Source organism: Alcanivorax sediminis, assembly GCF_009601165.1.
GTDB lineage: Bacteria > Pseudomonadota > Gammaproteobacteria > Pseudomonadales > Alcanivoracaceae > Alcanivorax > Alcanivorax sediminis.
Window position 1 is genome coordinate 191,282 of record NZ_WIRE01000002.1, and the last position, 26,014, is coordinate 217,295.

The 26,014-nt window shown below is 58.3% G+C and carries 22 protein-coding genes; 16 read left to right on the plus strand and 6 right to left on the minus strand.

The genetic code is table 11. The features are described 5' to 3' along the window. The first annotated feature begins 69 nt into the window (after positions 1–69). The 6 genes from GFN93_RS15200 to GFN93_RS15225 all read left to right on the plus strand — a co-directional run bounded on the left by GFN93_RS15200 (position 70) and on the right by GFN93_RS15225 (position 5,390). Positions 70–1,623 carry a hydantoinase B/oxoprolinase family protein gene (locus GFN93_RS15200; protein ID WP_153502171.1) on the plus strand — a complete coding sequence of 518 codons (1,554 nt, stop codon included), beginning with the start codon at positions 70–72 and terminating at the stop codon, positions 1,621–1,623. Between the two features lie 69 nt (positions 1,624–1,692). After that, positions 1,693–2,028: a Grx4 family monothiol glutaredoxin gene (gene grxD, locus GFN93_RS15205; protein ID WP_153502172.1), complete on the plus strand. Its 336-nt coding sequence runs from the start codon at positions 1,693–1,695 to the stop codon at positions 2,026–2,028. 194 nt (positions 2,029–2,222) lie between these two features. Continuing rightward, positions 2,223–3,374: a porin gene (locus tag GFN93_RS15210; protein WP_153502173.1), complete on the plus strand. Its 1,152-nt coding sequence runs from the start codon at positions 2,223–2,225 to the stop codon at positions 3,372–3,374. 9 nt (positions 3,375–3,383) lie between these two features. Further along, on the plus strand, positions 3,384–3,905 hold the full coding sequence (locus GFN93_RS15215; RefSeq protein WP_235902095.1) for an FMN-binding protein: 522 nt from the start codon (positions 3,384–3,386) through the stop codon (positions 3,903–3,905). A gap of 22 nt (positions 3,906–3,927) precedes the next feature. Beyond that, positions 3,928–4,653, plus strand: a complete 726-nt coding sequence (locus GFN93_RS15220; RefSeq protein WP_194285828.1) for a PepSY domain-containing protein — start codon at positions 3,928–3,930, stop codon at positions 4,651–4,653. Between the two features lie 134 nt (positions 4,654–4,787). Next, positions 4,788–5,390, plus strand: coding sequence for a peroxiredoxin (locus tag GFN93_RS15225; RefSeq protein WP_035231342.1), 603 nt, complete (start codon positions 4,788–4,790; stop codon positions 5,388–5,390). A 132-nt stretch (positions 5,391–5,522) separates the two neighbouring features. Here GFN93_RS15225 and rnt read toward each other — a convergent pair whose 3' ends face one another. Beyond that, positions 5,523–6,191, minus strand: a complete 669-nt coding sequence (gene rnt / locus GFN93_RS15230; protein WP_153502176.1) for a ribonuclease T — start codon at positions 6,189–6,191, stop codon at positions 5,523–5,525. 184 nt (positions 6,192–6,375) lie between these two features. Between rnt and GFN93_RS15235 the strand changes: the two genes are divergently transcribed. The 7 genes from GFN93_RS15235 (at position 6,376) to sat (ending at position 13,755) form a co-directional block, all read left to right on the plus strand. Further along, positions 6,376–7,599 (plus strand): argininosuccinate synthase, encoded by a 1,224-nt coding sequence (locus GFN93_RS15235; RefSeq protein WP_153502177.1) that lies wholly within the window; start codon positions 6,376–6,378, stop codon positions 7,597–7,599. Positions 7,600–7,819: 220 nt separating this feature from the next. Continuing rightward, complete coding sequence (locus GFN93_RS15240) at positions 7,820–9,217, plus strand: YncE family protein (RefSeq protein WP_153502178.1); 1,398 nt, start codon at positions 7,820–7,822, stop codon at positions 9,215–9,217. Between the two features lie 168 nt (positions 9,218–9,385). Then, positions 9,386–9,769, plus strand: a complete 384-nt coding sequence (gloA, locus tag GFN93_RS15245) for a lactoylglutathione lyase (RefSeq protein WP_153502179.1) — start codon at positions 9,386–9,388, stop codon at positions 9,767–9,769. Then, entirely contained in the window at positions 9,769–10,203 is a 435-nt protein-coding gene (locus tag GFN93_RS15250) for an ATP-dependent zinc protease family protein (RefSeq protein WP_153502180.1), read from the plus strand. The genes gloA and GFN93_RS15250 overlap by 1 nt, the downstream gene beginning before the upstream one ends. A 62-nt stretch (positions 10,204–10,265) precedes the next feature. Beyond that, positions 10,266–11,174, plus strand: a complete 909-nt coding sequence (gene rimK, locus GFN93_RS15255; RefSeq protein ID WP_153502181.1) for a 30S ribosomal protein S6--L-glutamate ligase — start codon at positions 10,266–10,268, stop codon at positions 11,172–11,174. Positions 11,175–11,275: 101 nt separating this feature from the next. Beyond that, positions 11,276–12,334 carry a succinylglutamate desuccinylase/aspartoacylase family protein gene (locus GFN93_RS15260; protein ID WP_153502182.1) on the plus strand — a complete coding sequence of 353 codons (1,059 nt, stop codon included), beginning with the start codon at positions 11,276–11,278 and terminating at the stop codon, positions 12,332–12,334. Between the two features lie 215 nt (positions 12,335–12,549). Beyond that, positions 12,550–13,755, plus strand: a complete 1,206-nt coding sequence (sat, locus tag GFN93_RS15265) for a sulfate adenylyltransferase (RefSeq protein ID WP_153502183.1) — start codon at positions 12,550–12,552, stop codon at positions 13,753–13,755. A 159-nt stretch (positions 13,756–13,914) separates the two neighbouring features. Here the strand turns inward: sat and GFN93_RS15270 are convergent, their stop codons facing one another. The 3 genes from GFN93_RS15270 to GFN93_RS15280 all read right to left on the minus strand — a co-directional run bounded on the left by GFN93_RS15270 (position 13,915) and on the right by GFN93_RS15280 (position 21,147). After that, positions 13,915–15,243, minus strand: coding sequence for an LssY C-terminal domain-containing protein (locus tag GFN93_RS15270; RefSeq protein ID WP_153502184.1), 1,329 nt, complete (start codon positions 15,241–15,243; stop codon positions 13,915–13,917). Next, positions 15,240–16,979 carry a mechanosensitive ion channel family protein gene (locus tag GFN93_RS15275; protein ID WP_194285829.1) on the minus strand — a complete coding sequence of 580 codons (1,740 nt, stop codon included), beginning with the start codon at positions 16,977–16,979 and terminating at the stop codon, positions 15,240–15,242. The genes GFN93_RS15270 and GFN93_RS15275 overlap by 4 nt, the downstream gene beginning before the upstream one ends. A gap of 115 nt (positions 16,980–17,094) precedes the next feature. Continuing rightward, complete coding sequence (locus tag GFN93_RS15280) at positions 17,095–21,147, minus strand: hypothetical protein (RefSeq protein WP_194285830.1); 4,053 nt, start codon at positions 21,145–21,147, stop codon at positions 17,095–17,097. Positions 21,148–21,521: 374 nt separating this feature from the next. Here GFN93_RS15280 and GFN93_RS15285 point away from each other — a divergent pair, with 374 nt between their 5' ends. The 3 genes from GFN93_RS15285 to GFN93_RS15295 all read left to right on the plus strand — a co-directional run bounded on the left by GFN93_RS15285 (position 21,522) and on the right by GFN93_RS15295 (position 23,898). Continuing rightward, positions 21,522–22,427, plus strand: coding sequence for an aspartyl/asparaginyl beta-hydroxylase domain-containing protein (locus GFN93_RS15285; RefSeq protein ID WP_153502187.1), 906 nt, complete (start codon positions 21,522–21,524; stop codon positions 22,425–22,427). Between the two features lie 151 nt (positions 22,428–22,578). After that, positions 22,579–23,076 (plus strand): activator protein, encoded by a 498-nt coding sequence (locus tag GFN93_RS15290; RefSeq protein ID WP_235902081.1) that lies wholly within the window; start codon positions 22,579–22,581, stop codon positions 23,074–23,076. 147 nt (positions 23,077–23,223) lie between these two features. Further along, entirely contained in the window at positions 23,224–23,898 is a 675-nt protein-coding gene (locus GFN93_RS15295) for a hypothetical protein (RefSeq protein ID WP_153502188.1), read from the plus strand. 71 nt (positions 23,899–23,969) lie between these two features. Here GFN93_RS15295 and GFN93_RS15300 read toward each other — a convergent pair whose 3' ends face one another. Both GFN93_RS15300 and GFN93_RS17495 read right to left on the minus strand, forming a co-directional pair. Next, complete coding sequence (locus tag GFN93_RS15300) at positions 23,970–25,367, minus strand: DEAD/DEAH box helicase (RefSeq protein WP_153502189.1); 1,398 nt, start codon at positions 25,365–25,367, stop codon at positions 23,970–23,972. Between the two features lie 90 nt (positions 25,368–25,457). Beyond that, on the minus strand, positions 25,458–25,592 hold the full coding sequence (locus GFN93_RS17495) for a hypothetical protein (RefSeq protein ID WP_268885578.1): 135 nt from the start codon (positions 25,590–25,592) through the stop codon (positions 25,458–25,460). Positions 25,593–26,014: the final 422 nt, after the last annotated feature.

Here is a 26,014-nt window from a genome sequence, read left to right on the forward strand (position 1 = left end):
CAGCGGCAGACTGCCCCGTGTCGATGGTTTTAGCTATTAACTATTCACTATTAATTATTCATTGGCCTTATGAATCCCGTCCAGCTCAGTATTTTCGCCAACCGCCTTTCCGGTATCTGTGATGAGATGGGGGCGGTGCTGCGGCTCAGTGCCCTGTCACCCAATATCAAGGACCGGCTGGATTTCTCCTGTGCCATTTTTGATGCAGCGGGGCGTCTTTGTGCCCAGGCGGCACACATTCCCGTCCACCTTGGCTCCATGGCCTACGCCATGGCCGACCTGGTCAGTGGGCGCCGCTGGGCGCAAGGCGATTTGCTGGTGGTAAACGATCCCTACCTGGGAGGGACCCATCTACCCGATGTGACCGTGGTTGCGCCGGTATTTTGCGGCGATGAGCTGATCGGCTTCGCGGTCACCCGTGCCCACCATGCCAATATTGGTGCCCATAGCCCCGGCTCCATGCCTGTCTCCACCCATCTTGAACAGGAAGGCCTGGTGATTTCGCCCACCCTGATTAAGCAGGCAGGGCAATGGCAGATCCCTTTCTGCCGCCGCCTGGCCGGGTTGCAAACGGGGCAGGGCGAGAATGTTCTCCCGGTCGAAAATGTCCGGTTCGGGGATTTTGCTGCCCAGGCCAGTGCCTGTGAGGCGGGCGCCCGTCGCCTGGGGGAGCTGGCGGCAGGTCGGGAGGGGCTGAAGCAGGCTTTTGATGCGCTCAACGCCTACGGAGAAAGGCGCGCACGGGCTCGCATTGCGGCCTTGCCGGATGGTGAATATCACTTCCAGGACGTAATGGATGATGATGGTCAGGGACAGCGGGATATTGTCATCGCCCTGACTCTGCGTATTAAGGGCGATAGTGCCTCGCTGGACTTTACCGGCACGGCAGCGCAGGTGGCGGGCAACATCAATTGTCCGTTATCGGTGGCCGCGGCAGCGGCCTACTACTGTTTTCGCTGCCTGATGGACGATGATGTCCCTGCTTGTGCCGGTCTTTTCCGCCCCATCAGCCTGTTCGCGCCGGAGGGGTCGTTGCTCAATGCGCGTCGCCCGGCGGCGGTGGCGGCGGGTAACGTGGAGACCAGCTCCAGAGTGGTGGATGTGGTACTCGGGGCACTGGCACAGGCCGCTCCCGGGGCGATACCGGCTGCCAGCCAGGGCACCATGAATAATGTGGCCATGGGGGCGGTCGGAGAGCAGGGCTGGGATTATTACGAAACCATGGCCGGCGGTGCGGGCGCTCATGCGGGCGGAGCGGGGCTGTCTGCCGTGCATACCCACATGACGAACACGCTGAATACGCCTATTGAGAGTCTGGAGTCGCATTACCCTCTGCGCGTCCTGCGGTACGGCATTCGGCGTGCCAGTGGCGGGGCAGGGCTTCACCGCGGCGGTGACGGCATCGTCAGGGAGCTGGAGTTCCTTGGGCCGGCCAGTTTTACCCTGCTGACCGAGCGTCGCGGCCACCGGCCATGGGGCTTGCAGGGCGGCGAGGCGGGGGCGCCGGGGGAAAACCGCTTGAACAATCTGCTGCTGCCCCCCAAATATGAGGGGCAGGCCAGAATCGGTGATCGCCTGACAATCGCTTCACCCGGAGGTGGCGGTTATGGTGCCAATGAATGATACAATGCGCCATCGCGCGATGGCCTGTGAGCCACACGCAACGGCATTTAACGTGATACAGGTGAAGTAATGGATGTTTTAGAGGTCATCAAAGACCAGATCGGCAAGAACCCGGTAATTCTTTACATGAAGGGTACGCCCCAGTTCCCTCAGTGCGGTTTCTCCGCCCAGGTGGTGGAAGCCATGACCGCCGTTGGTAAGCCGTTCGCGTATGTGAATATTCTGGAAGCGCCGGAAATTCGCCAGACCCTGAAAGAGTATGCCAACTGGCCGACCTATCCGCAGTTGTGGGTGAAGGGTGAGCTCGTGGGGGGCTGCGATATCATCATGGATATGTACCGGGCCGGTCAGCTGAAAACCCTCGTCGAAGAGGCTTCCGAGGACGCTGACGAGTCCACTTCTTGACTTGAATCAAGTTCGCAGCTTTTTTACAAATTTCGCTCGAATTGGATTCACACTAAAAAGCCCGGCATATGTCGGGCTTTTTTGTTGTTTGTGTGCCTTTTCCGTATTAAGAATTAGTTTCAATTGCATTCGTTTTTACAGTACAGTGCGCGCCATTGAATTTGTTCATCGTCAAACTTTGGGAAGGAAGACACATGTTCAAGCGCACCGTTCTGGCCATGGCCATTTCCGCTGTACCTTTTGCTGCTCAGGCTGAGCAGTCCGCCGAAGACCTGCAAAAGCAGATCGATATCCTGGCTCAGGAAATCGAGTCCCTGAAAGAAAATGGCACTTCCGGTTCCAGCAATGTTCTGGACAAGCTCAGCATCGGTGGTTATGGCGAGATTCACTACAACAACTACACCGAGCGCGACAACAACGACCAGATCGATGCTCACCGCTACGTGCTGTACTTCGGCTATGACTACAACGACAAAGTGCGTTTCTTCTCCGAATTCGAGCTGGAGCACAGCCTTGCCGGTGAGGGCAAGCCGGGTGAGGTGGAGCTGGAGCAGGCGTACATCGAAATCGACACTACAGCGAATACCAAGCTGAGACTGGGTCAGTTCCTGGTGCCGGTGGGCATCCTCAACGAAACCCACGAGCCGGATACTTTCTACGGTGTGGAGCGTAATAACCTGGAAAGCAAGATTGTGCCCGCGACCTGGTGGGAAGCCGGTGCCATGTTCAGCCAGGATCTGGGTGGCGGTCTGACCTACGACATCGCTGGTCACTCTGGCCTGAACATGTTCAAGGCGGGTGGTACTCCCAACAAGATCCGCAGCGGTCGTCAGAAGGTCGCGGAGGCTAACGGTAACAAGGGCGCCATGACCGGTCGTGTGCGTTATGCCGGTATCCCGGGGCTGGATATGGCTGCCAGTGTTCAGTACCAGCAGGATGTATTCCAGGCTGCCCAGGGTTTCGACACCGTTTCCGGTGTTCTGGTTGAAGCCCATGCCCGTTACAGCATTGCCGGTGCCACCTTCACCATTCAGCACGCGGAGTGGGAGTTTGATGAGGAAATCGGTGTCGAAGCGGCTGAAGAGCAGAGCGGCCTGATGGCGGAAGTTTCCTACAAGCTCACCGAAAAGTTTGGTGTGTTTGCCCGTCATACCGAGCTGGACTGGAACGACGGCGGTGCGGATCTTGAAAATACCGAGCGTACCGACAGCACTGCGGGTGTGAACTACTGGATCGTTCCCCGTGTGGCGCTGAAGGCGGACTACACTGATGTGCACTATGACACCGATGGCAAAGACAACGATGCCGACGACAATGTCAGCATTGGTATCGGCTGGAGCTTCTAAGCCTTGTTGATGCGAGTGTTCGCCAAGGCAGCAGGGTGGGCTTTGCTCACCCTGCTGTTCTGCGCTTCTGTTTCTGCGCAGGCGGAAGATGTTTATCTTTCCGTACCTGATTTCCTGTCCGAACAGTATGAGACTGTGCCCAAGCCTGCCATGTTGTGGCTGGACGAAGCACAGCGAAAAGACGCCGAATCGGTGTCTGGCGAAGACCCCGGTTTTCGTCAGCGCTATTGGTTGTCTGACCAGAAATCGTCCTGGGTGATCAATGTGATTGGCCGGGATCATCCCATTACCCTTGGTATCAGCGTCAAAGACGGTAGAATTGCCGCCTTGCGAGTGCTGATCTATCGGGAATCCCGGGGTTGGGAAGTGCGACACCCCTTCTTTACCCGCCAGTTTGATCAGGCCGCAATGGATAACGGCAAGCTGGACCGGGGTATCGATAACATCACCGGTGCAACGCTTTCGGTGAATGCCCTGCAGCGTGCCGCCAGGCTGGCACTGTGGCTGGACAGCCAGCTGCCACAAGAATAACTCTCCGTATTCAGGGGGCTGGATGGCTGTAAGAAAACCTACCCGCCAGTGGCGTCGGTGGCACCGCTGGCTTGGTCTGGTGGTGGCAGTGCCGGTGCTGGTCCTGTCCGTCACAGGCGTACTGCTCAATCACATTGAATCCCTGGGCTGGTCCAATCAGCCCATGTCGCCGTGGCTGGCCCGCTGGTATGGCGCTCCGGTCCCCTCCGATGTCACCGGTTTCTCCCTGAATGACCGCTGGTATGCGCAGCTGAACGAACGGCTATATATCGATGGCGAGGATACCCTGCATTGTCCGCCTCCCCTGCAAGGGGTGGTGGACCATAACGGGATGCTGGTGGTGGGATGTGGCCAGGAGATGCTGTTGCTGGATGGTAATGGGCAGCTGGTCGAGCGGATTGGTGCGGCCTATGGGTTGCCCGCGTTCACTCGCATGGGGGGTGATGGTAAAAGCCTCGTCCTCGATACAGGAGAGGGTCTGCTGAATTTCGATGTGGATCAGCTGGTTACGTCACCTCATCAGGGGCCGTGGCAAGCCAGTGAAGCCGTGGCATTGCCAGACCAGCTGAAGCAGGCACTGATCAACCAGAGCGTTCCGCCCTCATTGAACTGGCAGCGCTTCCTGCTGGATCTGCATGCCGGACGCATCGCCGGGCTGGCGGGGCAGCTGATCATGGATCTGGCAGCGCTGATTCTCATTGTTCTGGCGGTGACCGGCACGGTCATCTGGGGCAGAACTCGGCGCTAGCTGGCTACAAAATGACCGCTTGGTTGGAAATTGTGGCAAAGCCGGTTGCATGGCGCCCAGTAATCCTCATGATATAGCTCAGTTTTCGGGGGGCGTGTTGTCGCCCGGTTCAACCTACTCTCAAGGAGAAAAACATGGCCGTTCTGGTTGGTAAGCCCGCACCGGATTTCACCGTTCCTGCTGTACTGGGCGATGGCAGCATCGTTGACTCATTCACCCTGTCCGAAGCCATCAAGGGCAAGTACGGCCTGGTATTCTTCTATCCGCTGGACTTCACCTTCGTCTGCCCGTCCGAGTTGATCGCTCTGGATCACCGCATGGACGCTTTCAAGGAGCGTGGCGTGGAAGTGATCGGTGTGTCCATCGACAGCCACTTTACCCACAATGCATGGCGTAACACGCCTATCAACGAAGGTGGTATCGGTCCGGTTAAATACACCCTGGCCGCTGACATGAACCACACCATTGCCCAGTCCTACGACGTTGAGTCCGAAGGCGGCATGGCTTTCCGTGGCGTTTTCCTGATCGACCAGAACGGCGTGGTGCGCAGCCAGATCGTTAACGACCTGCCGCTGGGTCGTAACATGGAAGAGCTGATTCGTCTGGTTGACGCTCTGCAGTTCCACGAAGAGCACGGCGAAGTATGCCCGGCAGGCTGGCAGAAAGGCGATTCCGGCATGAACGCTTCTCCGGAAGGTGTTGCCGAGTACCTGTCTGGTAACGCAGACAAGCTGTAAAAAGCGCAAGCACAAAAAAAGGGCCGCTCTTTAGCGGCCTTTTTTTTGCCTGCTCGCTGGACGCCTGGTGCCGGACGCTTGACGCGGAAATCGAGTCAACTCACTGCGCAGCGTCAGGCGTCAGGCGTTTTTTCAATCCAGTGCTTTCGCCAGCGTTGGCGGCATCTCGCCGGGCGGCGGAGGTGGCCAGCCGCCCAGATCGCGGAAGCGGTTCACCATGGAGCAGAAAAGCTCAGCGGTGCGGGTGGCATCGTAGAGGGCGGAGTGGGCTTCGCGCTGACTGAAGCGGATACCGGCGGCTTCGCATGCCTTGGCCAGCACGGTCTGACCGTACACCAGCCCTGCCAGTGCGGCAGTATCAAAACTGGAGAACGGGTGGAACGGGTTGCGCTTCACCTCATTACGCTCTGCGGCTGCGTTGAGAAAGCCCAGATCGAAGAAGCTGTTATGGCCCACCAGTACGGCCCGGTTGCAGCCGTGCTTCTTGATGGCCTTGCGAACCGGCTCGAATACCCCTTTAAGGGCGGTGTCTTCCGTCACCGCACCGCGTAGCGGGTTGTGGGGGTCGATACCGGTAAAATCCAGAGCCGCCTGCTCAATGTTGGCGCCAGGAAAAGGGTCGACGTGGAACTGGATACGGGTGGAAGGGCGAAGATAGCCCTGGGCGTCCATATCAATCAGAACTGCGGCGATTTCCAGCAAGGCATCGGTACTGGCATTGAATCCCCCGGTTTCCACATCGATGACAACCGGCAGAAAGCCACGAAACCGCAGCGCCAGGCTGGGGTGCATATCGCTCATGATGACTCCAACAGACAAAATACCCCGGTCACCCCCTCCGGGGCGCCGGGAAACGGCTATGCTACCGGAATCCCGCCGGTCGTGACAGGTGACGACGCCACTGAGTGACGGGTACAATACGCCCCCTCGATTCACCGGGTGGCCTGAACACGCGCTGCAGGTCGCTCAATTGCGGAGTCTTTCAATGTCCAAGATCAACAAGGTAGTGCTGGCCTATTCCGGCGGTCTCGATACTTCGGTAATCGTTAAATGGCTGCAGGATACCTATGACTGTGAGGTGGTGACCTTTACCGCTGATATCGGCCAGGGCGAAGAAGTGGAGCCGGCCCGCGCCAAGGCACAAGCCATGGGTGTGAAGGAAATCTACATTGAAGACCTGCGCGAAGAATTTGTCCGTGACTACGTTTTCCCGATGTTCCGCGCCAACACCATCTATGAAGGTGAGTACCTGCTGGGCACTTCCATCGCGCGCCCTCTGATCGCCAAGCGTCTGGTGGAAATCGCTGAGGAAACCGGCGCTGACGCCATCTCCCACGGTGCCACCGGCAAGGGTAACGACCAGGTGCGTTTCGAACTGGGCGCCTATGCACTGGCCCCCGGTATTCAGGTCATCGCGCCGTGGCGTGAGTGGGACCTGAACTCCCGCGAAAAGCTGATGGCCTATTGTGAAGAGCGCAATATCCCGGTGGATTTCTCCAGCAAGAAGAAGAAATCCCCGTACTCCATGGATGCCAACCTGCTGCACATCTCCTATGAAGGCGGCAACCTGGAAGATCCGTGGTGGGAAGCGGAAGACGACATGTGGCGCTGGAGCGTGAGCCCGGAAGCGGCTCCGGATCAGCCCACCTACATCACTCTGGGCTTCGAGAAGGGTGACATCGTCTCCATCGACGGTGAGCGACTGAGCCCCGCCGAAGTGCTGACCAAGCTGAACAAGCTGGGTGGCGACAACGGTATCGGCCGTCTGGACCTGGTGGAAAACCGTTACGTGGGCATGAAGTCCCGTGGCTGTTATGAAACCCCCGGTGGCACCATCATGCTGCCGGCGCATCGCGCCATCGAGTCCCTGACTCTGGATCGTGAGTCCGCGCACCTCAAGGATTCCGTCATGCCCAAGTACGCTGAACTGGTCTACAACGGTTATTGGTGGAGCCCGGAGCGTCTGGCGCTGCAGAAGCTTATCGATGCGACCCAGGAGCATGTGAACGGCGAAGTGCGCATGAAACTGTACAAGGGCAACGCTACCGTGGTGGGTCGTCGCTCCGAGAATGACAGCCTCTTCGATGCTTCCATCGCCACGTTTGAAGACGATGCCGGCGCCTACAACCAGAAGGATGCCGAAGGCTTCATCAAGCTGAACGCCTTGCGCCTGCGTATCGCTGCAAAGACCGGCCGCAAGCTGAGCTGATGAACGCCGGGCGTTTGATGCCCGACACCTGACGCTCACACAAAAACCGCCGTATGCTGAAAGGCTGCGGCGGTTTTGCGTGTCTGGTGTCAGGGAATTGGCGCTTTGCGCCCCCCCGTTACACATCGAAAACGAATTCCCATTTAATTTGTACCATCGTCACAATTAAGCTGGTCGACTCAGAAGAACAATAGAAATTCCTGTTGGGAGGATATCGACCATGACCCCGCATCCGTCTACTGCATTGCCTTTACTGGCCCGTCGCACCCTGCTGGCCGCTGCCCTGACATTGTCTTTAGCCGCCTGTGGAGGGGGAGGGAGTTCCAGCGCGCCGGCTGAGGCTTCATCCAGTGCCGCGCAGGCGCCGGTACCCAATGTGTCGGAAGAGGCTCAGACGCCGATCCTGCCGGAGCCCGCTGCGAGGGCTCGTGATGTGATTTTTGTGGGCAATAACTGGGAAGGCATGGTCGATGTGGTGGATAGGGATACCTACACCCGCCTGGGGCGCATCAATGGCATTCCGGACCAGACTGAACGGGAGGCCGCCATCGCCAGCAACCCGGAAGACCTGCTGTTTTTCCAGGGTATTCGCTTGCTGATTGGTGAAGGCAACCACCAGTATGTGGATGACATGTATAGCAGCAACGATGGTCGCCTGCTGATTGTGTCTCGTCCCAGTTACGCGGATGTGGTGGGCATTGATATCGCTACCGGCGAGATTGAATGGCGTTTTGAGGTGGATGGGTATCGGTCTGACCACATGGCCGTTTCTCCAGATGGCACCCAGGTGGCCGTCTCTGCCTCCACCGGTAACGTGGTGCACATCCTGGACGTGGAAACCGGGGCTGAGCTCAAGCGGTTTCCGTCCGGGGATTCCCCCCATGAAAATATCTATTCCAAAGACGGCAAGCGTATCTACCACGCGAGTATCGGCACGGTATATACCCCGTTGGATAGTCAGTTGATCGGTGATGTCACTGATGCTCTGCTAGGTCAAAATCTGCTGGATGCCACCAAGGGTGAGCGGATTTTCCAGGTGGTGGATGCCGACAGCATGGAGATCATCAAGAAGCTGGATCTGGCTGGTGATCTGGAAGAGGCGGGATATGGCAACCTCAGCACGGCGGTGCGGCCCATGGCGCATACCACCGACGACCGTTATTTCTACTTCCAGCTTTCCTTCCTGCATGGCTTTATTGAGTACGACATGGAAGAGGAAAAAGTTCTGCGCCTGGCGGAGCTGCCAGACCTGACCAACGGCCTGCCCCGCGAGCTGTATGTGAACGACTCGGCCCATCATGGCATTGCACTCAGTGCAGACAACAAGACGCTCTGTGTGGCTGGCACCATGAGCGATTATGTGGCGATGGTGGATCGTGAAACCTTTGCCTATAGCCTCAAGCAGGGTATTGGTGAAAAGCCCTACTGGGTGACCACCAGCAAGGACGGTGAGCATTGTTATGTGTCCTGGAGTGGTACCGACCAGATGTCCGTCTTCAATTACGCCTCAGGCCAGGAGGTGGCACGGGTTGATGTGGGGGATCACCCGCAGCGTATCCGCGAGGGCCGCGTGCCGGAAGCCTGGGTAGAAGATCAGGGCTCCCTGTTCTTGCCCTGAAGCATGCCAAGCGCTTGAGGCCGGAAGCCTGACGAACAAAATCCCATCGCTTTTCAGGCTAATGGGTAAGGGGCGTCAGGCTTTCGGCTTTTTTTGTTGTCAATTCCTGCCTCTACCACCACTATTCGCCCCTGAGACCCGGTCTACGAATTCAGGAGCCAGCGAATCATGCGAATCCTTCATACCATGCTGCGTGTGGGCAATCTCGAAAACTCGGTCGCCTTCTATACCGATGTGCTCGGCATGACCGAGTTGCGTCGCAAGGAATACCCGGAAGGCCGCTTTACCAACGTGTTTGTGGGTTATCAGCCCGAGTCTGAGGGGGCGGTTCTGGAGCTGACCTGGAACTGGGACCAGTCCTCCTACGATCTGGGTACTGGCTATGGCCATGTCGCACTTGCTGTGGATGACGTGTACGCTGCTTGTGAGCGTATTCGTGAGCGGGGCGGCAAGGTGACCCGTGAGCCCGGACCCATGAAGCACGGCACCACGGTGCTGGCGTTTGTGGAAGATCCGGATGGTTACAAGATTGAATTGCTGGGACGCGACTGATGGGAAAAGTGGTAGTGGGTTGGCGCGAGTGGGCCAGCTTGCCGGAACTGGGCATCGATGCCATCAAGATGAAAGTGGATACCGGAGCGCGCACCTCCGCACTTCATGCCTTCGAAGTGGAAGCTTTCGAGCGCGAAGGGGTCGAGTGGGTGCGTTTTTCCCTGCACCCCATTCAGGATCAGCCGCAAGTGACCGTATGCGAAACTCCGGTGCTTGATCGTCGCGTGGTGACGGACTCCGGTGGTCACAAGGAAGAGCGCCCCGTGATCCTGACCACGATTGATCTGGGCGGCCGCCAGTGGCCTATCGAAATCACCCTGACCGATCGTGAAAACATGAAATTCAGAATGCTGCTGGGCCGCACCGCCATGACAGAAATCATGGTCGAGCCGACAGCCTCATTCTTGTTGGGAGGAGATCGGGACAACCCGTGACCGACATGCCCACAACGCCTTATAACGCTATTAGCCAGTTAACCAAAACAGACAGTGCTGCCATGAAAATTGCCATTCTATCGAGAAACAAGCGACTCTATTCCACCCGCCGTTTGGTGGAAGCCGGTGAGGCCGCCGGCCATGAAATGCATGTGATCGATACGCTGCGTTGCTACATGAGCATGGTGGCGCACAAACCCGAAATTCACTTCAAGGGTGAAGTACTGGAAGGTTTTGATGCGGTGATCCCGCGTATCGGCGCTTCCATTACCCAGTACGGCACCGCCGTGGTCCGTCAGTTTGAAATGATGGGAGTCTTTTCGGTCAATGAATCCGTGGCCATTTCACGTTCAAGGGACAAGCTGCGTTCCTTGCAATTGTTGTCACGAAAAGGGGTTGGCCTGCCGATTACCGGTTTTGCCCACTCCCCGGATGACATTCCCGATTTGATCAACATGGTTCGCGGTGCGCCGCTGGTGATCAAGATGCTGGAAGGTACCCAGGGCATTGGTGTGGTGCTGGCGGAAACCCGTAAGGCAGCTGAATCGGTGATTGAAGCCTTCATGGGCCTGAACGTTTCCGTGATGGTGCAGGAATACATCAAGGAGGCGGGCGGCGCAGACATCCGCTGCTTCGTGGTGGGTGGCAAGGTGATTGCGGCCATGAAACGCCAGGCCGCACCCGGCGAGTTCCGCTCCAACTTGCACCGGGGCGGCAGCGCCAGCCTGATTCGTATCACCCCGGAAGAGCGTGCCACTGCCGTGCGGGCTGCACGCATCATGGGGCTGAACGTGGCGGGGGTCGATATTCTGCGCTCCAACCATGGTCCGGTGGTAATGGAAGTGAACTCGTCTCCGGGGCTCGAAGGGATTGAGCAGGCGACCGGCAAGGATGTGGCCGGCATGGTGATCAAGTTCATCGAAAAGGACGCGCGTCCCTACCGGACACAGACTAAGGGCTCCAAGGGCTGAAAGGCAGTTAATAATTAACAGTTAATAGCGAAAACCCGCTTTGCGTGAAAGTCGGCTGTGCTGACCAGCGGTAGTCACGAGTTTGTGGTCTTGGGTGAAGAATGAAAAATCCAAAAGAATCGAAAAACACGCCTTTTGAAATTGACGGCATTACCGTGCAGCCCGGCAGCCGGGCCAAGGTGGAATTGCCGCTCGCCCAGCTATACACCCAGACGCCGCTGAACGTACCCATCCACGTCATACATGGGCGCAAGCCAGGCCCGGTATTGATGGTCAGCGCGGCCATTCATGGTGACGAGCTCAATGGGGTGGAGATCATTCGGCGTCTGCTGCGTCATTCTGCTCTGAAGAGCATTAACGGCACTCTGCTGGCGGTACCGGTGGTGAATGTGTTTGGTTTCATTCACAAGACCCGCTACCTGCCGGATCGTCGTGACCTGAACCGCTGCTTCCCCGGTTCCGAAACCGGTAGCCTGGGTGCGCGCATGGCCTGGCAGTTCAAGACCCAGGTGCTCGATCGCGCTACCCACGCGGTGGATCTGCATACCGGGGCCATACACCGCGCCAACCTGCCACAGATTCGTGCGGATCTTTCCAATGATGACACTGCCGCCATGGCCAATGCCTTTGGTGTACCCGTGGTCATCAATTCGGTACTGGGCGAGGGTACCCTGCGAGAAGTGGCAGAGGCTCAGGGGATTCCGGTTGTTACCTATGAAGCCGGTGAAGCGCTGCGCTTCGAGGAGTCCTGCATCCGGGCTGGCGTAAAGGGGGTGCTCAATGTGATGCAGCATCTCGGCATGACCGGCTCCCGCCGTTCCAAGGCTCCTCGTGAGCCCTACATTGCCCGTTCTTCCAGCTGGGTGCGTGCCGAGCGTGATGGTGTCTTCCTGTCGCTGGTTGCCCTCGGCGCCTGGATCAAGAAAGGCGATCTGATTGGTCGCATCTCCAGCCCCTTCGGTGGCGATGATGTGAACATCTACGCCCCCGCCGCCGGCATTCTGGTCGGCCGTAACAACCTGCCGCTGGTTAACGAAGGCGAAGCCCTTTACCACATTGCCCGCTTTGAGGAAGTCAGCGAGGTGGCGCAGTCCCTGGAAGTGTTCACTTCGGATATCGAAAAAGGCCCGACGCTGGCGGGTGAGCCACCGATTGTTTAAAGGCCTCGCAGGCAGAGGCCTTCTTCAGTGGTGGCTTCCTGTGGGATGCCGGCCGGGTGTTGCGAGCCATTAAATTGACTTTCTGTGGCACGTTGGGCCCTTATGCCTGTTTGTGCTTCCCTTATGCCTCATTGCCGGGCCGACCTGCCGCTTATCCTTTGCTATACTCCGCCGCTACATGGACACCCCGTTGATTTAGCATTTGGAGTGAATAGATGGTCGCTTTGGTCAAGCCGCATGGTGCGGACGCATTAACCCCTCTGTACGTTGCCGATGAAGCCGCACGCGTTGCTCTGCAGCACGAAGCGGAATCCCTGCCTTCGGTGGTGATCAGTTCTGCCGCTGCCGCCAACGCGGTGATGATGGGGGCTGGCTATTTCACCCCGCTGACCGGCTATATGAACAAGGCGGACATGCTCTCTGTGGCCGACAACATGACCACCGCCAGTGGCCTGTTCTGGCCGGTGCCGATCGTCAACATGCTGAAGGATGTCAGCGCTATTCAAGGCGCAAAGCGCATTGCCCTGCGTGACCCGAACGTGGATGGCCAGCCGGTGATTGCGGTGATGGACGTGGCCGCCATTGAGGAAGCCACCGACGCAGAACTGGAAGCCGTAGCTGAGCAGGTATTTGCCACCAACGACAAACAGCACCCGGGTGTGGCCAACTTCCTGGCGGCAGGTAACTTCATTGTTTCCGGCGATATTCAGGTATTGAGCTACTCCTACTTCGCCGATGACTTCCCGGATACCTTCCGCACTGCAGTATCCATCCGCAACGAGTTCGTTGAGCGTGGCTGGAACAACGTGGTGGCCTTCCAGACCCGTAACCCGATGCACCGCGCCCACGAAGAACTGTGCCGCATGGCTCAGGAAGCCCTGAACGCTGACGGCATCCTGATTCATATGTTGCTGGGCAAGCTCAAAGAAGGTGATATTCCGGCTGACGTGCGGGATGCCTCCATTCGCAAGATGGTGGAAGTGTACTTCCCGCCCAACACCGTGATGATCACCGGTTACGGCTTTGACATGCTGTATGCCGGTCCCCGTGAAGCGGTACTGCATGCCGTGTTCCGTCAGAACTGTGGTTGCAGCCACCTGATCGTTGGCCGTGACCATGCGGGTGTGGGCGATTACTACGGTGCTTTCGATGCCCAGACCATCTTCCAGGACAAAGTTCCGGCGGGCGCACTGGAGATCAAGATCTTCGAAGCCGATCACACGGCTTACTCCAAAAAGCTCGATCGTGTGGTGATGATGCGTGATGTACCGGATCACACCAAGGACGATTTTGTTCTGCTGTCCGGCACCAAGGTGCGTGAGATGCTGGGTCAGGGCATTGCCCCGCCGCCGGAATTCTCCCGCCCGGAAGTGGCGCAGATCCTGATGGATTACTACCAGGCGCTGGATGCAGGCAAGTAATCCACGCTTGGCATACCTGCTCTCGTAAGCAGCGACAAGAAAAGCCTCTGAGAAGAGGCTTTTTTTTTGAAAATGAGTGTGTCGTGAAAAAAATGACCCCGCTTGCCATGAGCGTGCGCAAGCAAGCCGGCCGGCAAGTTTGATTCCGCGGTGAACAGTTTACGGGGTGGGAGACTCCGGCGTTGAAGAAGCTGGGGCGCGTTGTTGATTTAACCAGGCTCGCCGATCACGGTTGGGGTGTTCCCAATCCAGGTCTTTGACTTGATGCATGGGCGTCATCGGCTGGTGGAAAAACATCACCAGTCTCAGTCCATCGGTAATGAAGGGGTCGCCTGTCAGATTGTGGCCCGGTTCGGCAATGCTTCGGGCATCCATGGCTCTGACGTAGCCAAACTCAGACAGCCGTTGCGAGAAGATCATGTCCTGCAGCAGGTAATCCCTTGCCTCATCCACATCGGGATCAATCTTGTGGGTGGTGAGGGTGGGAGATTTGAACGTGAACCGTACCCCAATATCGCGACTGATCTGACCCAACCAGACGGCTTCACCTTCGCACATAACTGGGGCCCGCCACAGGCGCAGATGATTACGCTGGTGGATATTGCCGCGGGCTTTTTGCAGGGCCAGATCCTGGGGCCGGTCGAGGGCATACAGTGAACTCACCGGGGAGTAACGGTAACTGGAACCGATCAGAAAGGACTTGGTGGTTTTCCAGATGGAGCCGCCATGAATGCGCTCTGTCAGATCCCAGCCGCGTTGCACCATGGCACTGAGCAGCAACTGGCTATCGCCCACCAGCGCGAAGTTGAGGGGATCCCCGCTGCCGCTGCTGTCTTCGTTGGTAGTGCAGCAGGGCTGCCTGGCGAGCCATTGGCGCAGTTCCTCGCGGCTCATGTCCACATATTCATGCTGCTCGTACAGTTCCTCGATGTTGACCTTTTCCACATCCAGCTTGATGCCGGGGACATCCACCATGAACGAGGTCTGCCAGCTTCTGCCGCCGCCAAGCAAGGTTACGTTGACCACTTTCATCCCAAGATCGCGGTTAGTAAAGACAAAGCCGCTGGTGCGCTCTCCTGCAGGGAGGTTTACCGGCATCGCCCGCTCGATAAACATGCGGTCCACCGCTTGTTCGTCGTCCCTGTCGAACTTGCCTTTTACCTTCCAGGCCACTTCCAGTGGTGAGAAATATTCCTGATCGGTCGTGACAGGCAGGTAGTAGAGTTGATGAGATGTGTGGTTATCCACCTCGATCCACACTGCCTGAATACCGTGAACTCCCAGGGCGACGCCAAAGATTTCCCTGGCCTCGCGGTCACTGATCACATTGGCAGTGACGGTCAGCGCCTCTTCCTCGTGCTGTTGCGCGCCTTCACGGAGCTGTTCGGGCTGCACGGTACCGGGGTGGAAGCTGCAGCCGTTGAGCAGGAGTGACAGCAGTGCAAGGCCTGCCAGAATGAGGGCAGGGCGCGGCATTGGCTGGCTCATGGTGTATCGTCCTCACGGTCGGCGGCGCGGCCCTTCTCCGGGTAGGGAAGATTGCCTTTCATGGCCGTTTTTTCTTCCTTGTTGAAGTCGGGGAAGGCCATCAGGGTATCGCTGGGCACGTCGCTGGCGTCGGGTTGAGCGGGGGCATCTCCACGCACCCATTGCTGCACGGGCACGGCAAGGTGCAACCCATGCTGATCCAGCAAACCGAGAATGCGCAGGTTAAGGTCTTCGCTCACTGCCAGAAATTCGCTCCACTCCTTGCTGTCCACATAGCAGTTGATCTGGATGCGGTAGCTATCGCGAAGGATCTCCACAAACCGTACCCGTGCGGCCCGGTCGGTAAGGCGAGGGTGGCTGTAGATCAGGCGCCGCAGGTCCGCGAGCAGATTGCGCAGTTGGTCGGGGGTCGCACCCAGCCGAATGTGCAGATCACGCTGGAAGCGGCGGAAGTCTGACTCGCTGATATTTTCGATACTGGCGCTGGACAGTACCGAGTTGGGCACATAGACCACGCTGCGGTCCATGCGACGAATGCGGGTGGATCGCAGGCCGATTTCCTCAACGATGCCGGCGATACTACCGACCACGCAGAACTGACCTGGTTGTACGGGTTTGGCAATGTACAGGGTGAAGGCGCCGATGACATTTTCCAGAGTCTTCTGGGCCGCCAGGGCCACGGCAATGGAGCCGATGCCAAGACCTGCCAGCACGGTGGTAATGTCGTAGCCGGAATCACTCAGCCAGAGCAGGAAGATCACCACGATGGCGACGATCTTGAGGATGGTACGCACTGGACGAATGATGCCGGACCAGTATTTCTTGTTGGTGGCATTGCTGAGGAACAGGGCGGTGAGCAGTTCAATGATACCGAGCGCCAGAAACACCGTGGCCAGGTAGCCCAGTGCCGATTCATTCAGGTAAACCCGGGCCTTGATGGATAAGCCCAGTTCGCCCACACCAATTTGCAGCAGCTTGAAAAAAATGAACCAGCGCAAGGGTACTGAAAAGAAGCGATGCAGGGTGTCCTTGTAGCGCTCGGAATGCTCCAGTGCTGAGAGCAGCAGTCTGCGTAACAAGGCCGCTGCCAACCAGGCGCCGATCACCATGATCAGGAAACCGGCGATCTGCCAGTTTTTCATGTACAGGATAGTAAAGTCGGGCAGGTAGTTGGCCAGCCGGGTTATCGCCGGGTTGTAGCCAAAGACCTCCCAAAGATGCGGAATCTCCTGCACGGTGGCATTGGAAATCTTCCAGACGCGACGGCCATTTTCCGGTACCCGTTGCAGGTAGAGTGGTTGGCTGCTGTCGGGCAGTGTCAGGGTGCCGAGCTTGTCGCGGTAGCTGGGCAGGCCGTCATCGAGATGACCTTCCGGCTGGTTGGACAGGCGAGTCAGGTCAAGAATCCGTTGTTGCCCCCAGACAATACTGAGTTGCTCAATCAGGATCGCGGGATCTGCACCGGTCATGTCGGCGGGCAGATAACGCATATCCAGATAAGCGCCAGCGGCCTGCCAGTCTCCCTGATTCCCGGCTTCCATGATCGCCAGCAAGGTGGTCAGCGGGGTGTCTCCGGGGCGCAGGCGGTCGTCTTCTTGCACCTGGGCAATCACCTCGCCGGCTTTCTGGTCTGTTTCGAGCACATCCTTGATCGTCGGCGTGCCGCCTTGGGCGGTAGCAAGCATGGGGATGAGGCTGCAGAGCAGGGCGAGTAGCAGGGCAGGTAATCGGAGCATGGAGAGTCTCGGTTTTGTCGCGTAGCGAGAAATGTACCCTGTCCCCATCGGCGAGCCAATTATCCGACCGATAGAAACAAACAGCCCCGTAATAACGGGGCTGTTGTTTCAGGCACTAGCAATGGCGCTGTCGCCGTATGAGTAGCAGGCCGGCAAACAGCCAGAACCAGTGCAATGCACCACCACCGCCACCAGAACCGCCGCCCTGTTGGCTGGCTTGCGGTGCCGGGTTCTCCAGCGTCAGGCTGGCCGCCAGGGTGTTGCTGTACTCCGGCGGGTTGGCGTCATCCAGTGCCTGCACGCTGATGGTGTATTCACCCGCTTCAAAATCCATGGGGTTCAGGGTGAGGGTGGCGCCGGTTTCGGCCTGCAGCACATCGTTGATCATCCAGCTGTAGGTGTGGCTGTCCTCCGGATTGCCGTCGGTGAGCGCGGCGCTCAGGAGGTAGTCCTGATTACGGCGGACCACTTTCTGCGGCTCAATCTCGCTACCGGTGAACACCACATCTTTGCTGCCGTCACCGCCAATGATGGCAAGGGTCACGTTGCTGATCACGGGAGCCACATTGAGCTCGGTGATGGTGACGCTGTGCTGTTTGCCTGCATCACCCAGGGCGGCATGTTCCAGTGCGTCGAGCCCGTTATTCTGGACCAGATTGAACAACACGATTTCATCCGCTTCGCCAGTCAGGCCGTCGTCGATGACGGTGAACTGGTAGGTGGCTGTGTTGGCTGGCTCGGCATCCTCTTCAATCACCAGGGTGTGCGACGCACCGTCATGGTCATCCTGGGTGGCGGTGGATTCAGCGGCCAGTTCTACGGGAAGGATCACTGGATAGCTGGCAGCATCGCCATTCAGGGTGACCGTGAGGGTGACGAGGCTGCCTTCGCCGACCATTTGGGCGCTACTGCTGAAGCGAGCCAGCGGCGTAATTTCGATGATCTGGGTATCGCTGCTGGCGTTGTTTGCATTATCGGTGGCGGTCCAGGTGATGACATGACGCCCCGGAGGCAGTTCAACGGTGGTCGCGTTGTCAGTGGTATCCGGCAAGGCCGTCAGGAGACCGTCCTTCGCATCGCTGGCATAGGCGCTGCCCAGTTCCACTTCTGTCAATTCCCCGGTGGCGATCAAGCTGATGTCCATAGGGGCGATTACCTCAGGCGGGTTGTTGTCGCCGAAGGTGTCATCGGATTCATCGGGGATGCCATCGTTATCTTCGTCGCCAGGATAGGCGTCCAGTGTCAGCGTGGAGTTGCCCTGGCAGCTACTGTCGCAGGACGGATTCCAGGCGTCCGGGAGGCCGTCGCCATCGTCATCCACGGAAGCGTCACTGTTGTTGATGAACGCATCGCTGTTGTCGCCCACGCCATCACCGTCGGTATCCGTAGTTTCGGTGGGGTCGTTGGGGAAGTCGTCGTTGTCGTTGGGCACGTTATCGTTGTCGCTGTCGCCGGGCAACAGATCCAGCGTCAGCCCGGAATTGGCCTGGCAGGTGCTGTCACAGCCGGCATTCCAGGCATCCGGCATGCTGTCGTTGTCGTCATCCTGGGCCGCGGCGGCATTGTCCGGGAAGGCATCATAGTCGTCCGGCACCCCGTCCCCATCGCTATCCACCGAAGTGCCGAGAACTCTTGCCACCAGAAATCTGGCCGGCGAGCTGGCATTGGCGCCCACCAGAATGTTGCCGTCGGCCTGGAGTGCGATCCGGGCCGCGCTGGTGGAGATGTCGATAAAGCTTTTACCGCCCTGACCAAAGTAGCTGTCCAGGCTGCCGTCCGGATTGAAACGTGCCAGCAGGATACCGGGGGCGTTGTTGGCATTGGTGGCTGAACCTGCCAGCAGGATCTGGCCATCCGGTTGTACCAGCAGATCGCGAACAATGTCATTGCCGCCGGCAAAGTCGGTGGTGATGCTGCCGTTGTTGGCAAAGCCGGTGTCAGGGCTGCCGTCGGCGTTGTAGCGGAGCAGGGCGAAATCCTGGTTGCCGTTAGCATCGATCGTGTTGGCTGCAACCAGAATCTTGCCGCTGGCCAGGATGACCAGATCAACGCCCTGGGTGTTTGCCGCACCGGCATTGTCGATGGCGATGCCGGCAGTGCCGAAGCTGGGGTCCAGGGAGCCGTCTGTCTGGTAACGAGCCAGGGTGAGTTGCCGTTCGGTGGTACCGGTGTATCCCAGGGCGACCAGCTTGTTGTCACTCTGTTGGGCCACGGCGACATAATAGTTGTAGTCGCCGCCAATGTCGGTGGTCACGATGCCATCGCTGTCGAAGCTGGTGTCTTGGGTGCCATCGATATTGTGGCGCAGGATCATGGATTCGGGCCGTGCCTGACTTGCGTTAAAACTGTAACCCACCGAGACCAGCTTGCCGTCGGTTTGCTGCAAGACGGCATTGGGGATTTCATAAGCGTTGCTGGACACATTGGTCTGCACGGCGCCGGCGGTACCAAAGCTCGCGTCTGCAGAGCCGTTGCTGTTCAGGCGCAACAGCAGGCTGGTAACAGAGCCGCTCAGCTGGCCAGTCGCCACCACCTTGCCATCCGCTTGCACCAGCAGGTCGTTCAGGTACTCGGTGTTTCCCAGATCGGTGTGGCTGATGCCGTTATCGGCAAAACTCGTATCGAGAGAGCCATCACTGTTGTAGCGCACGATGACGGCATCTTCGTCCTGTCCGCCGAAAGCATTACCGGCTGCCAGAAACTTGCCGTCAGCCTGAAGTGCCAGGCCTCTGAGAGTGGCCCTGCTGGACCAGGTGCCCAGGTTGGCAACCAGGCTGCCGCTGCTGTTGAAGCCGGTATCCAGGCTGCCATCGTCATTGAAGCGCACCACGGTCAGGTCGTTACCGGTGGTACTCTGTAGATTGTTGGTCAAGCCGACCATCACCAGCTTGCCATCGGCCTGGCGCAGCAGGCGTTGGGGCAAATTATGAATTGGCAGTGGGGCGACGGCGTGACCGTCCCCATCGAAACCGGTATCCAGGCTGCCATCGCTGTTGAGGCGTATCAGGGTGAAATCATAGTGGCTGATGCCATCGGTGTAGCTTTGTGCGGCGGCGGCCAGTTTGCCATCGGGCAGCAGGATGATGTCGTAGCCTCTGGTTATGGTGGCGCCGGCCAGGATCTTTTGTTTCCCGGCCACGCCAAAGCCGGCGTCAAGACTGCCGTCACTGTTATAGCGCGCAACGGCCATCTTGATTTTGTTGTCCGTGTCACGGGCCTCGCCGCTCACCACCAGTTTGCCGTCTGGCTGTATGATCACGGCACGACCGTAATCGAAGCTGCCACCCATGTCGGTGAGTACCATGCCTGCAGCGCCAAAACCGGCATCCAGTGAACCGTCTGTATTAAATCGGGTCACGGCAAAGTCGAAATCGCTGCCGGTGTCTGCCCGGCCTGCAGCCACGATTTTGCCATCGCTCTGGATGGCCAGCCCGGTTGCGATATCGGCGCCTGTGCCCCCGGCCAGGTTGTGCACGGCGATGCCATTGTCGGCAAAGCCGGTATCCACAGAACCGTCGCTGTTATAACGCACCAGCGCGAAATCAATGCCTTCTGCGCCACTGGCATAGCCGGCCGCGATCAGCTTGCCATCCGCTTGCAGTGCCAGCGCATTGGCAATGTCATTGGCGGCATTGATGGAGGTAACGGTAATGCCATTACTGCCAAAGCTGATGTCCGGGGTGCCGTCTTCAAGAAAGCGGGCGATAAAGAAATCATAACGGCGGTTGTTGCCCTGTGTTCTGCCGGCAACCACCAGCTTGCCATCGGGCTGTCGAACCATGGCAGTGATGACGTTGGTATCCGTGCCGATAGCCAGGGTTACCATGCCACTGTTGCCAAAGCTGCTGTCAGGGGTGCCATCAACGTTATAACGGGTGAGCAGACCGTTCAGTTTGCCATCGATCTGGGTATGCCCGGCGATCACCAGTTTGCCGTCAGGTTGCTCGATAACCGCACTGGCCTGGTCCTCCGGCGGCAGGGTGTTTTCAAGTACTTCGGTTTCCACCCAGCCGTTTGTGCCGAAGCTGGTGTCCAGCTCGCCGGCGCCGGCCAGTGCCTGTTGTGAGCCCAGCATGAGCAGAGCGCTGAATCCAATGGCAAGATTCGCGCGATTGCAGAACCGGTTGATGCGATAACGGTCCGGCGTCGCCCTGGATGACCCCATCATAATTCCCCCTTGTTTTATGTTCAGACATCGCCTGGCGCGGACGCACCGGTAACGATATTTCCTCATTAAGGGAAGAGTAGGGCTGGGTTGTGTGCTGCACATCCCCCAAATTGGTTAGGGTGTTTTGTATAGGCTTGCGGATTGGCGGGAGGCTACCTGAATCAGGGCATGAAGCGTGCCGGCTTTGGTGTTGCCGGTTTCTTTCGCATCACAGAAACCCGTTCCGGCCCCGGCAGGCGTTCCGGGCGGGCCTTCCTGGCCGTCGAGTGGTCTGTTCGGTGGATATAGTGCCGGATTCGGGGCGCATTTTGCTTTAGAATGCCCGCCCAGTGTCCAGAATGACCCTTGGGTTGTACGTCATTAAGAGGTTCTCCATGGCAGTGATTATCAGCGCCCTGTTGATCTATGTGGGGTGTATTGTCTTTATCCGTATCCGCAATGCGGAGCCGTTCGGGCTCAAGCGCCAGCTGACGGACTTTTCGACCTTTATGGTGCCGTTCAACATCCCGGCCTATCTGCTGTCGAAGGTGCCCACCACTCCGCAGGTGGACAAGAAGCACTTTCCCGAGCTGCAGCTGATCGAGGATAACTGGGAAACCATCCGTGACGAGGCGCTGGCGCTTTATACCGGTGGTAATATCACCGCCAAGGATGACCTGCCTGCCAGCAGCTTCTACAAGGACGGCCGCTGGACCAGCTTTTACCTCAAGGTGTACGACAACAAGCTGCCTTCGGCCTACGAGCTGGCGCCGAAGACCATGGCCCTGCTGGATCAGATTCCGACCATGAACATCGCCCTGTTCGCGGTATTGATGCCGGGCAAGAAGCTGAACCGTCACCATGACCCCTTTGCCTACACCCTGCGTTATTCCATGGGCCTGAGCACGCCCAATGACGAGGGTTGTGGCCTGACCATCAACGAGGATGATTACATCTGGCGCGATGGCGACAGCGTGGTATTCGATGAAACCTATATCCACTCTGCCTGGAACAACACGGACAAGCCCCGCATCATCCTGATGACGGATGTGGATCGCCCCATGAAACTGAAGTTTGTGGAGAAGATCTACTGGAGCTTCGGCTGGTTCTTCAACCGCCTGTTCTTTATTGACAACCTGAACCCCGAGCACACCGGGTTCGGCAACAAGCTCGGCAAGGGTGTGCTGGCGTACAAGCACTTCCTCAAGTCCGTGAAGCGTCGCAACAAGACCTTCTACGTGGTGGCCAAGTGGGTGGTGATTCTGGGTGTCCTCTACGCCATCGGTTCCCAGTTCGTCTGAGCGGATGTTTTGGTGCCGGCTGTTATGGTCGGCACGTGCTCTTCCTGCGTAACAGGTCTCATATTCCCGCGTTTTTACCCGTCTGGCTGCCTTGGCTTTGACGCGGCTCCATGCCACCATGCCTATGCATGAAATTGGCAGGATAAGAATAATGATAAGGAATGTCATAGCCGCCGCATTGATGCTGGAAGCCGCATCGGCAGTGGCCTCTACTCCCGTTAGCGTGTTACCCGCCGGTGGCTTTTCGGCCAGCGGCGATCTCTCCCTCAAGAAAGGCAGTATCCCTGTGAGCTGCAAGACCACGTTTGATGGTGAAGTCGGTAGCAGTGGCCATATCACTGTCACGGCTGTCCATTTCGGTGGTTTCAACCCCCTTTGCAAGAGCATCAAGGCGCTGGGCCTGCCGTGGCAAGGGCAGGTAGATCATCCGGGCCAGCTCACGGTGGAAGATATGCAGGTCAAGGTGAGGGTGCCGCTGTTGGGCGGGGTATGTGGCCCAGGGCCGGTAACCCTGGCCTGGACCAACGACAATGCCGGGGCCACCTTTGATGCCGTGACGTTGGGACCCGACTGCGCCATGGATGGCACCATGATCACGACGCCACCGGTTCAGATTCGGCCAAGTCAGCACTCCCCTGAGGCAGGTTGAGTGCCGGGATGTACGCACTCTGCAGTATTGACGTATGCGCTTTGTAATTCAGTCCCTGCGGCTGTTTCCCTGTTGCGGCCTGCACCGTAAAATCGACGGTTTAACGGGTTATACCCGGTCAGATATCAACAGGTAAGGATGACACACATGCAGAACGTGGTGGCGATTCCCGCGAACCCGGCGCTGGTCAACAGCACCGAAGATTTTCTTCATGCCATAGAGCACGACCGCAAGGATTGCGCCGAGAAGTTCATACACATGGTGGATCACCTGACTGACCGGGTGATCAGTCTGTTCCTGGTGGAACCTGCCAACATGGCAAACCTGTCTGGTGGCCAGAAAAAGGTCATCGACTTTGCCGTGTCTACTGCGGGCAAAGCCTCCAGCATGCTGACTCGACAGATTTTCAAGAAGGTCACCAACACCGAGTTTGCGCCGGTGGTGGCCAATGTGAAGGACATGTACTGGCAAGCCGGTGAAGAGAATGGCGATCACCCATACATCGCGTTCCCGGTAGATGATGCCTTTGCCGCCGATTTCAGCAAGGCGTCAGCACTGTGTGCGGAAGGCCGCGGCACAGAAGATCTGGCGCTGGTCACCCGGGTGATGGGCGACCTGGCAGACAAGATCATTGATGAGGTGTTTGTCGTGAACACCAAGAATGTGAAGGTCGGCTTCGTGACCCAGAAAGCCCTGAATGTGGGCGTGGATGGTAGCCGGAAGGCGGTGCACTCCGTGAACAACAAGGTGCTCAAGGATCTCAGCGATGAAGAGCTGAAGAACTATATGGGGCACTATGCATCACTGCTGATGCAACGATAACTGTATCGTAATTTGCATCGCGCAATAAAAAAGCCCGCCTATTCCAGGCGGGCTTTTTTTGTGCCCGTGCGTTAGGCCCCGGCCTTCGCCTGCGGGCGGCTCCCGCTGGGGCGACGACGCCGGCGTTGCTGGCCGTTGCCCCCGCCGGGTTTGTTGCCGTTGGCGCGGGCAGGGCGGTTGCCTGCCGGGCGTGCCTCTTGCTGGCCTCCCTGTTTGCGAGGCTGGCCCTGAGGTTGCGATTGCCGTTGAGACTGGCTCTGGCCTTCACCGGGCTGCTTGGGCTTTTTGGGGCGCTTGCGCTTCGGGGCCTGGAGTGGACGCGCCTGGGGCAGCGCATCGCCGGGCTCAAAGCCAGCCACGGGGCGACGTTCCAGATGCTGCTGAGTCAGCCGCTCAATATCGGTAAGTTGCTGGAACTCGTCCGCACTGACCAGAGAGATGGCCTGGCCGGTGGCACCGGCGCGACCGGTACGGCCGATACGGTGTACGTAATCTTCTGGCACGTTGGGCAGGTCCACGTTGACCACCTGCGGTAATTGCTCGATATCGAGCCCGCGGGCGGCGATATCGGTGGCGACCAAGGCGCGGATCTTGCCTCCCTTGAAGTCGGCCAGGGCACGAGTACGGGCATTCTGGCTCTTGTTGCCATGAATCGCTGCCGCTTCAATGCCGCTGGCTTCCAGCTGTTTGGCCAGCTTGTTGGCGCCGTGCTTGGTGCGGCTGAATACCAGCACCTGGTACCAGTTATGTTCCTGGATCAGGTGCGTAAGCAGCGCAGGCTTGCGCTTCTTGTCCACCGGGGCTACCCATTGGGAAACCAGCTCGGTGGTGGTGTTGCGCGGGCTCACATCAATCTCCACCGGGTTGTTTACCAGGCCTTTGGCCAGAGCACGGATATCCGGTGAAAAGGTGGCCGAGAACATCAGGTTCTGTCGCTTCGGCGGGAGTTTGCTGAGGATCTTGCGGATGTCATGGATAAAGCCCATGTCGAGCATGCGGTCTGCTTCATCCAGAACCAGCACTTCCAGCTTGTCGAACTTCACCGCGTTTTGCTGGTAAAGGTCCAGCAGGCGGCCGGGCGTGGCCACCAGAATGTCGACACCACCGCGAAGGCGCTGCATCTGAGGGTTGATCTTGACCCCGCCAAACACCACCGAGGACTTCAACGGCAGGTGCTTGCCGTAGGTGGCCACGCTTTCGGCCACCTGGGCAGCCAGTTCCCGGGTCGGGGTCAGCACCAGGGCGCGCACCTGATTGTGGCCCGCAGGTTGGCCGGAACGCAGAAGCTCCAGCAACGGCAGGGTAAAGCCTGCGGTCTTGCCGGTACCGGTCTGGGCTGCTGCCATCACGTCCCTGCCTTCCAGCACTGCCGGAATGGCCTGGGCCTGAATGGGGGAGGGAGTATCGTAGCCCTTGTCGGCAACAGCGTTTTGCAGGGCTTCGCAAAGCCCAAGTTCGGAAAAGTGCATCAGGGGTCAAGCCAGCGCGAAATGGGCGGCAAGCCTACCTGATTCGGCCCTTTGGCACGAGGGGTATTTGCGGCGGGGAGACCGGCGGCATCAGGCCGCCTGGGTGTCCTGGCTCTGGTTTTGCACGGATTCCCAGCGGCCATGGGTATCGGCATGGGCATCTTCAAAAATGGCATCCAGGTCGTTTGGCATCCATTCCAGATCCAGCATTTCTTCGTTTTCCATGGTGCGCCCCTTGTGGGTTGGGATGAGTCATGAACTGATGTACATACTCTAGGCGGGGAGGGCGAAGGAAACTGTTGCGCCGTTGTAAGCTTTTTCTTACAGAGTGTGAGGCGTGTTGCTGATGTGCAGTGCATGTAACTGCATTTGGTGTCTTGGGTGTTGCGATAGAACTGTCGCAGGAGCCTGCCTGCAGGCGATCCGAGTCAAGGCGAGGTAGGGATTCCACAAGCGAGTTTCGAAAATCAAAAACCGACGGCCATACAACAGGCTTGGGGTTTAGCCTTTCGAAACTCGCTTCTGATTTCCTCGCTCAGGCCCGGATCGCCTGCAGGGAAGTTATTCGCTTCGCTCACCCCTTCGGGGCCGAACTCCGTGCGTTACTCCGCTACGCTACGTTCCTGCAGCGGCTTCGTGGCGAGGGC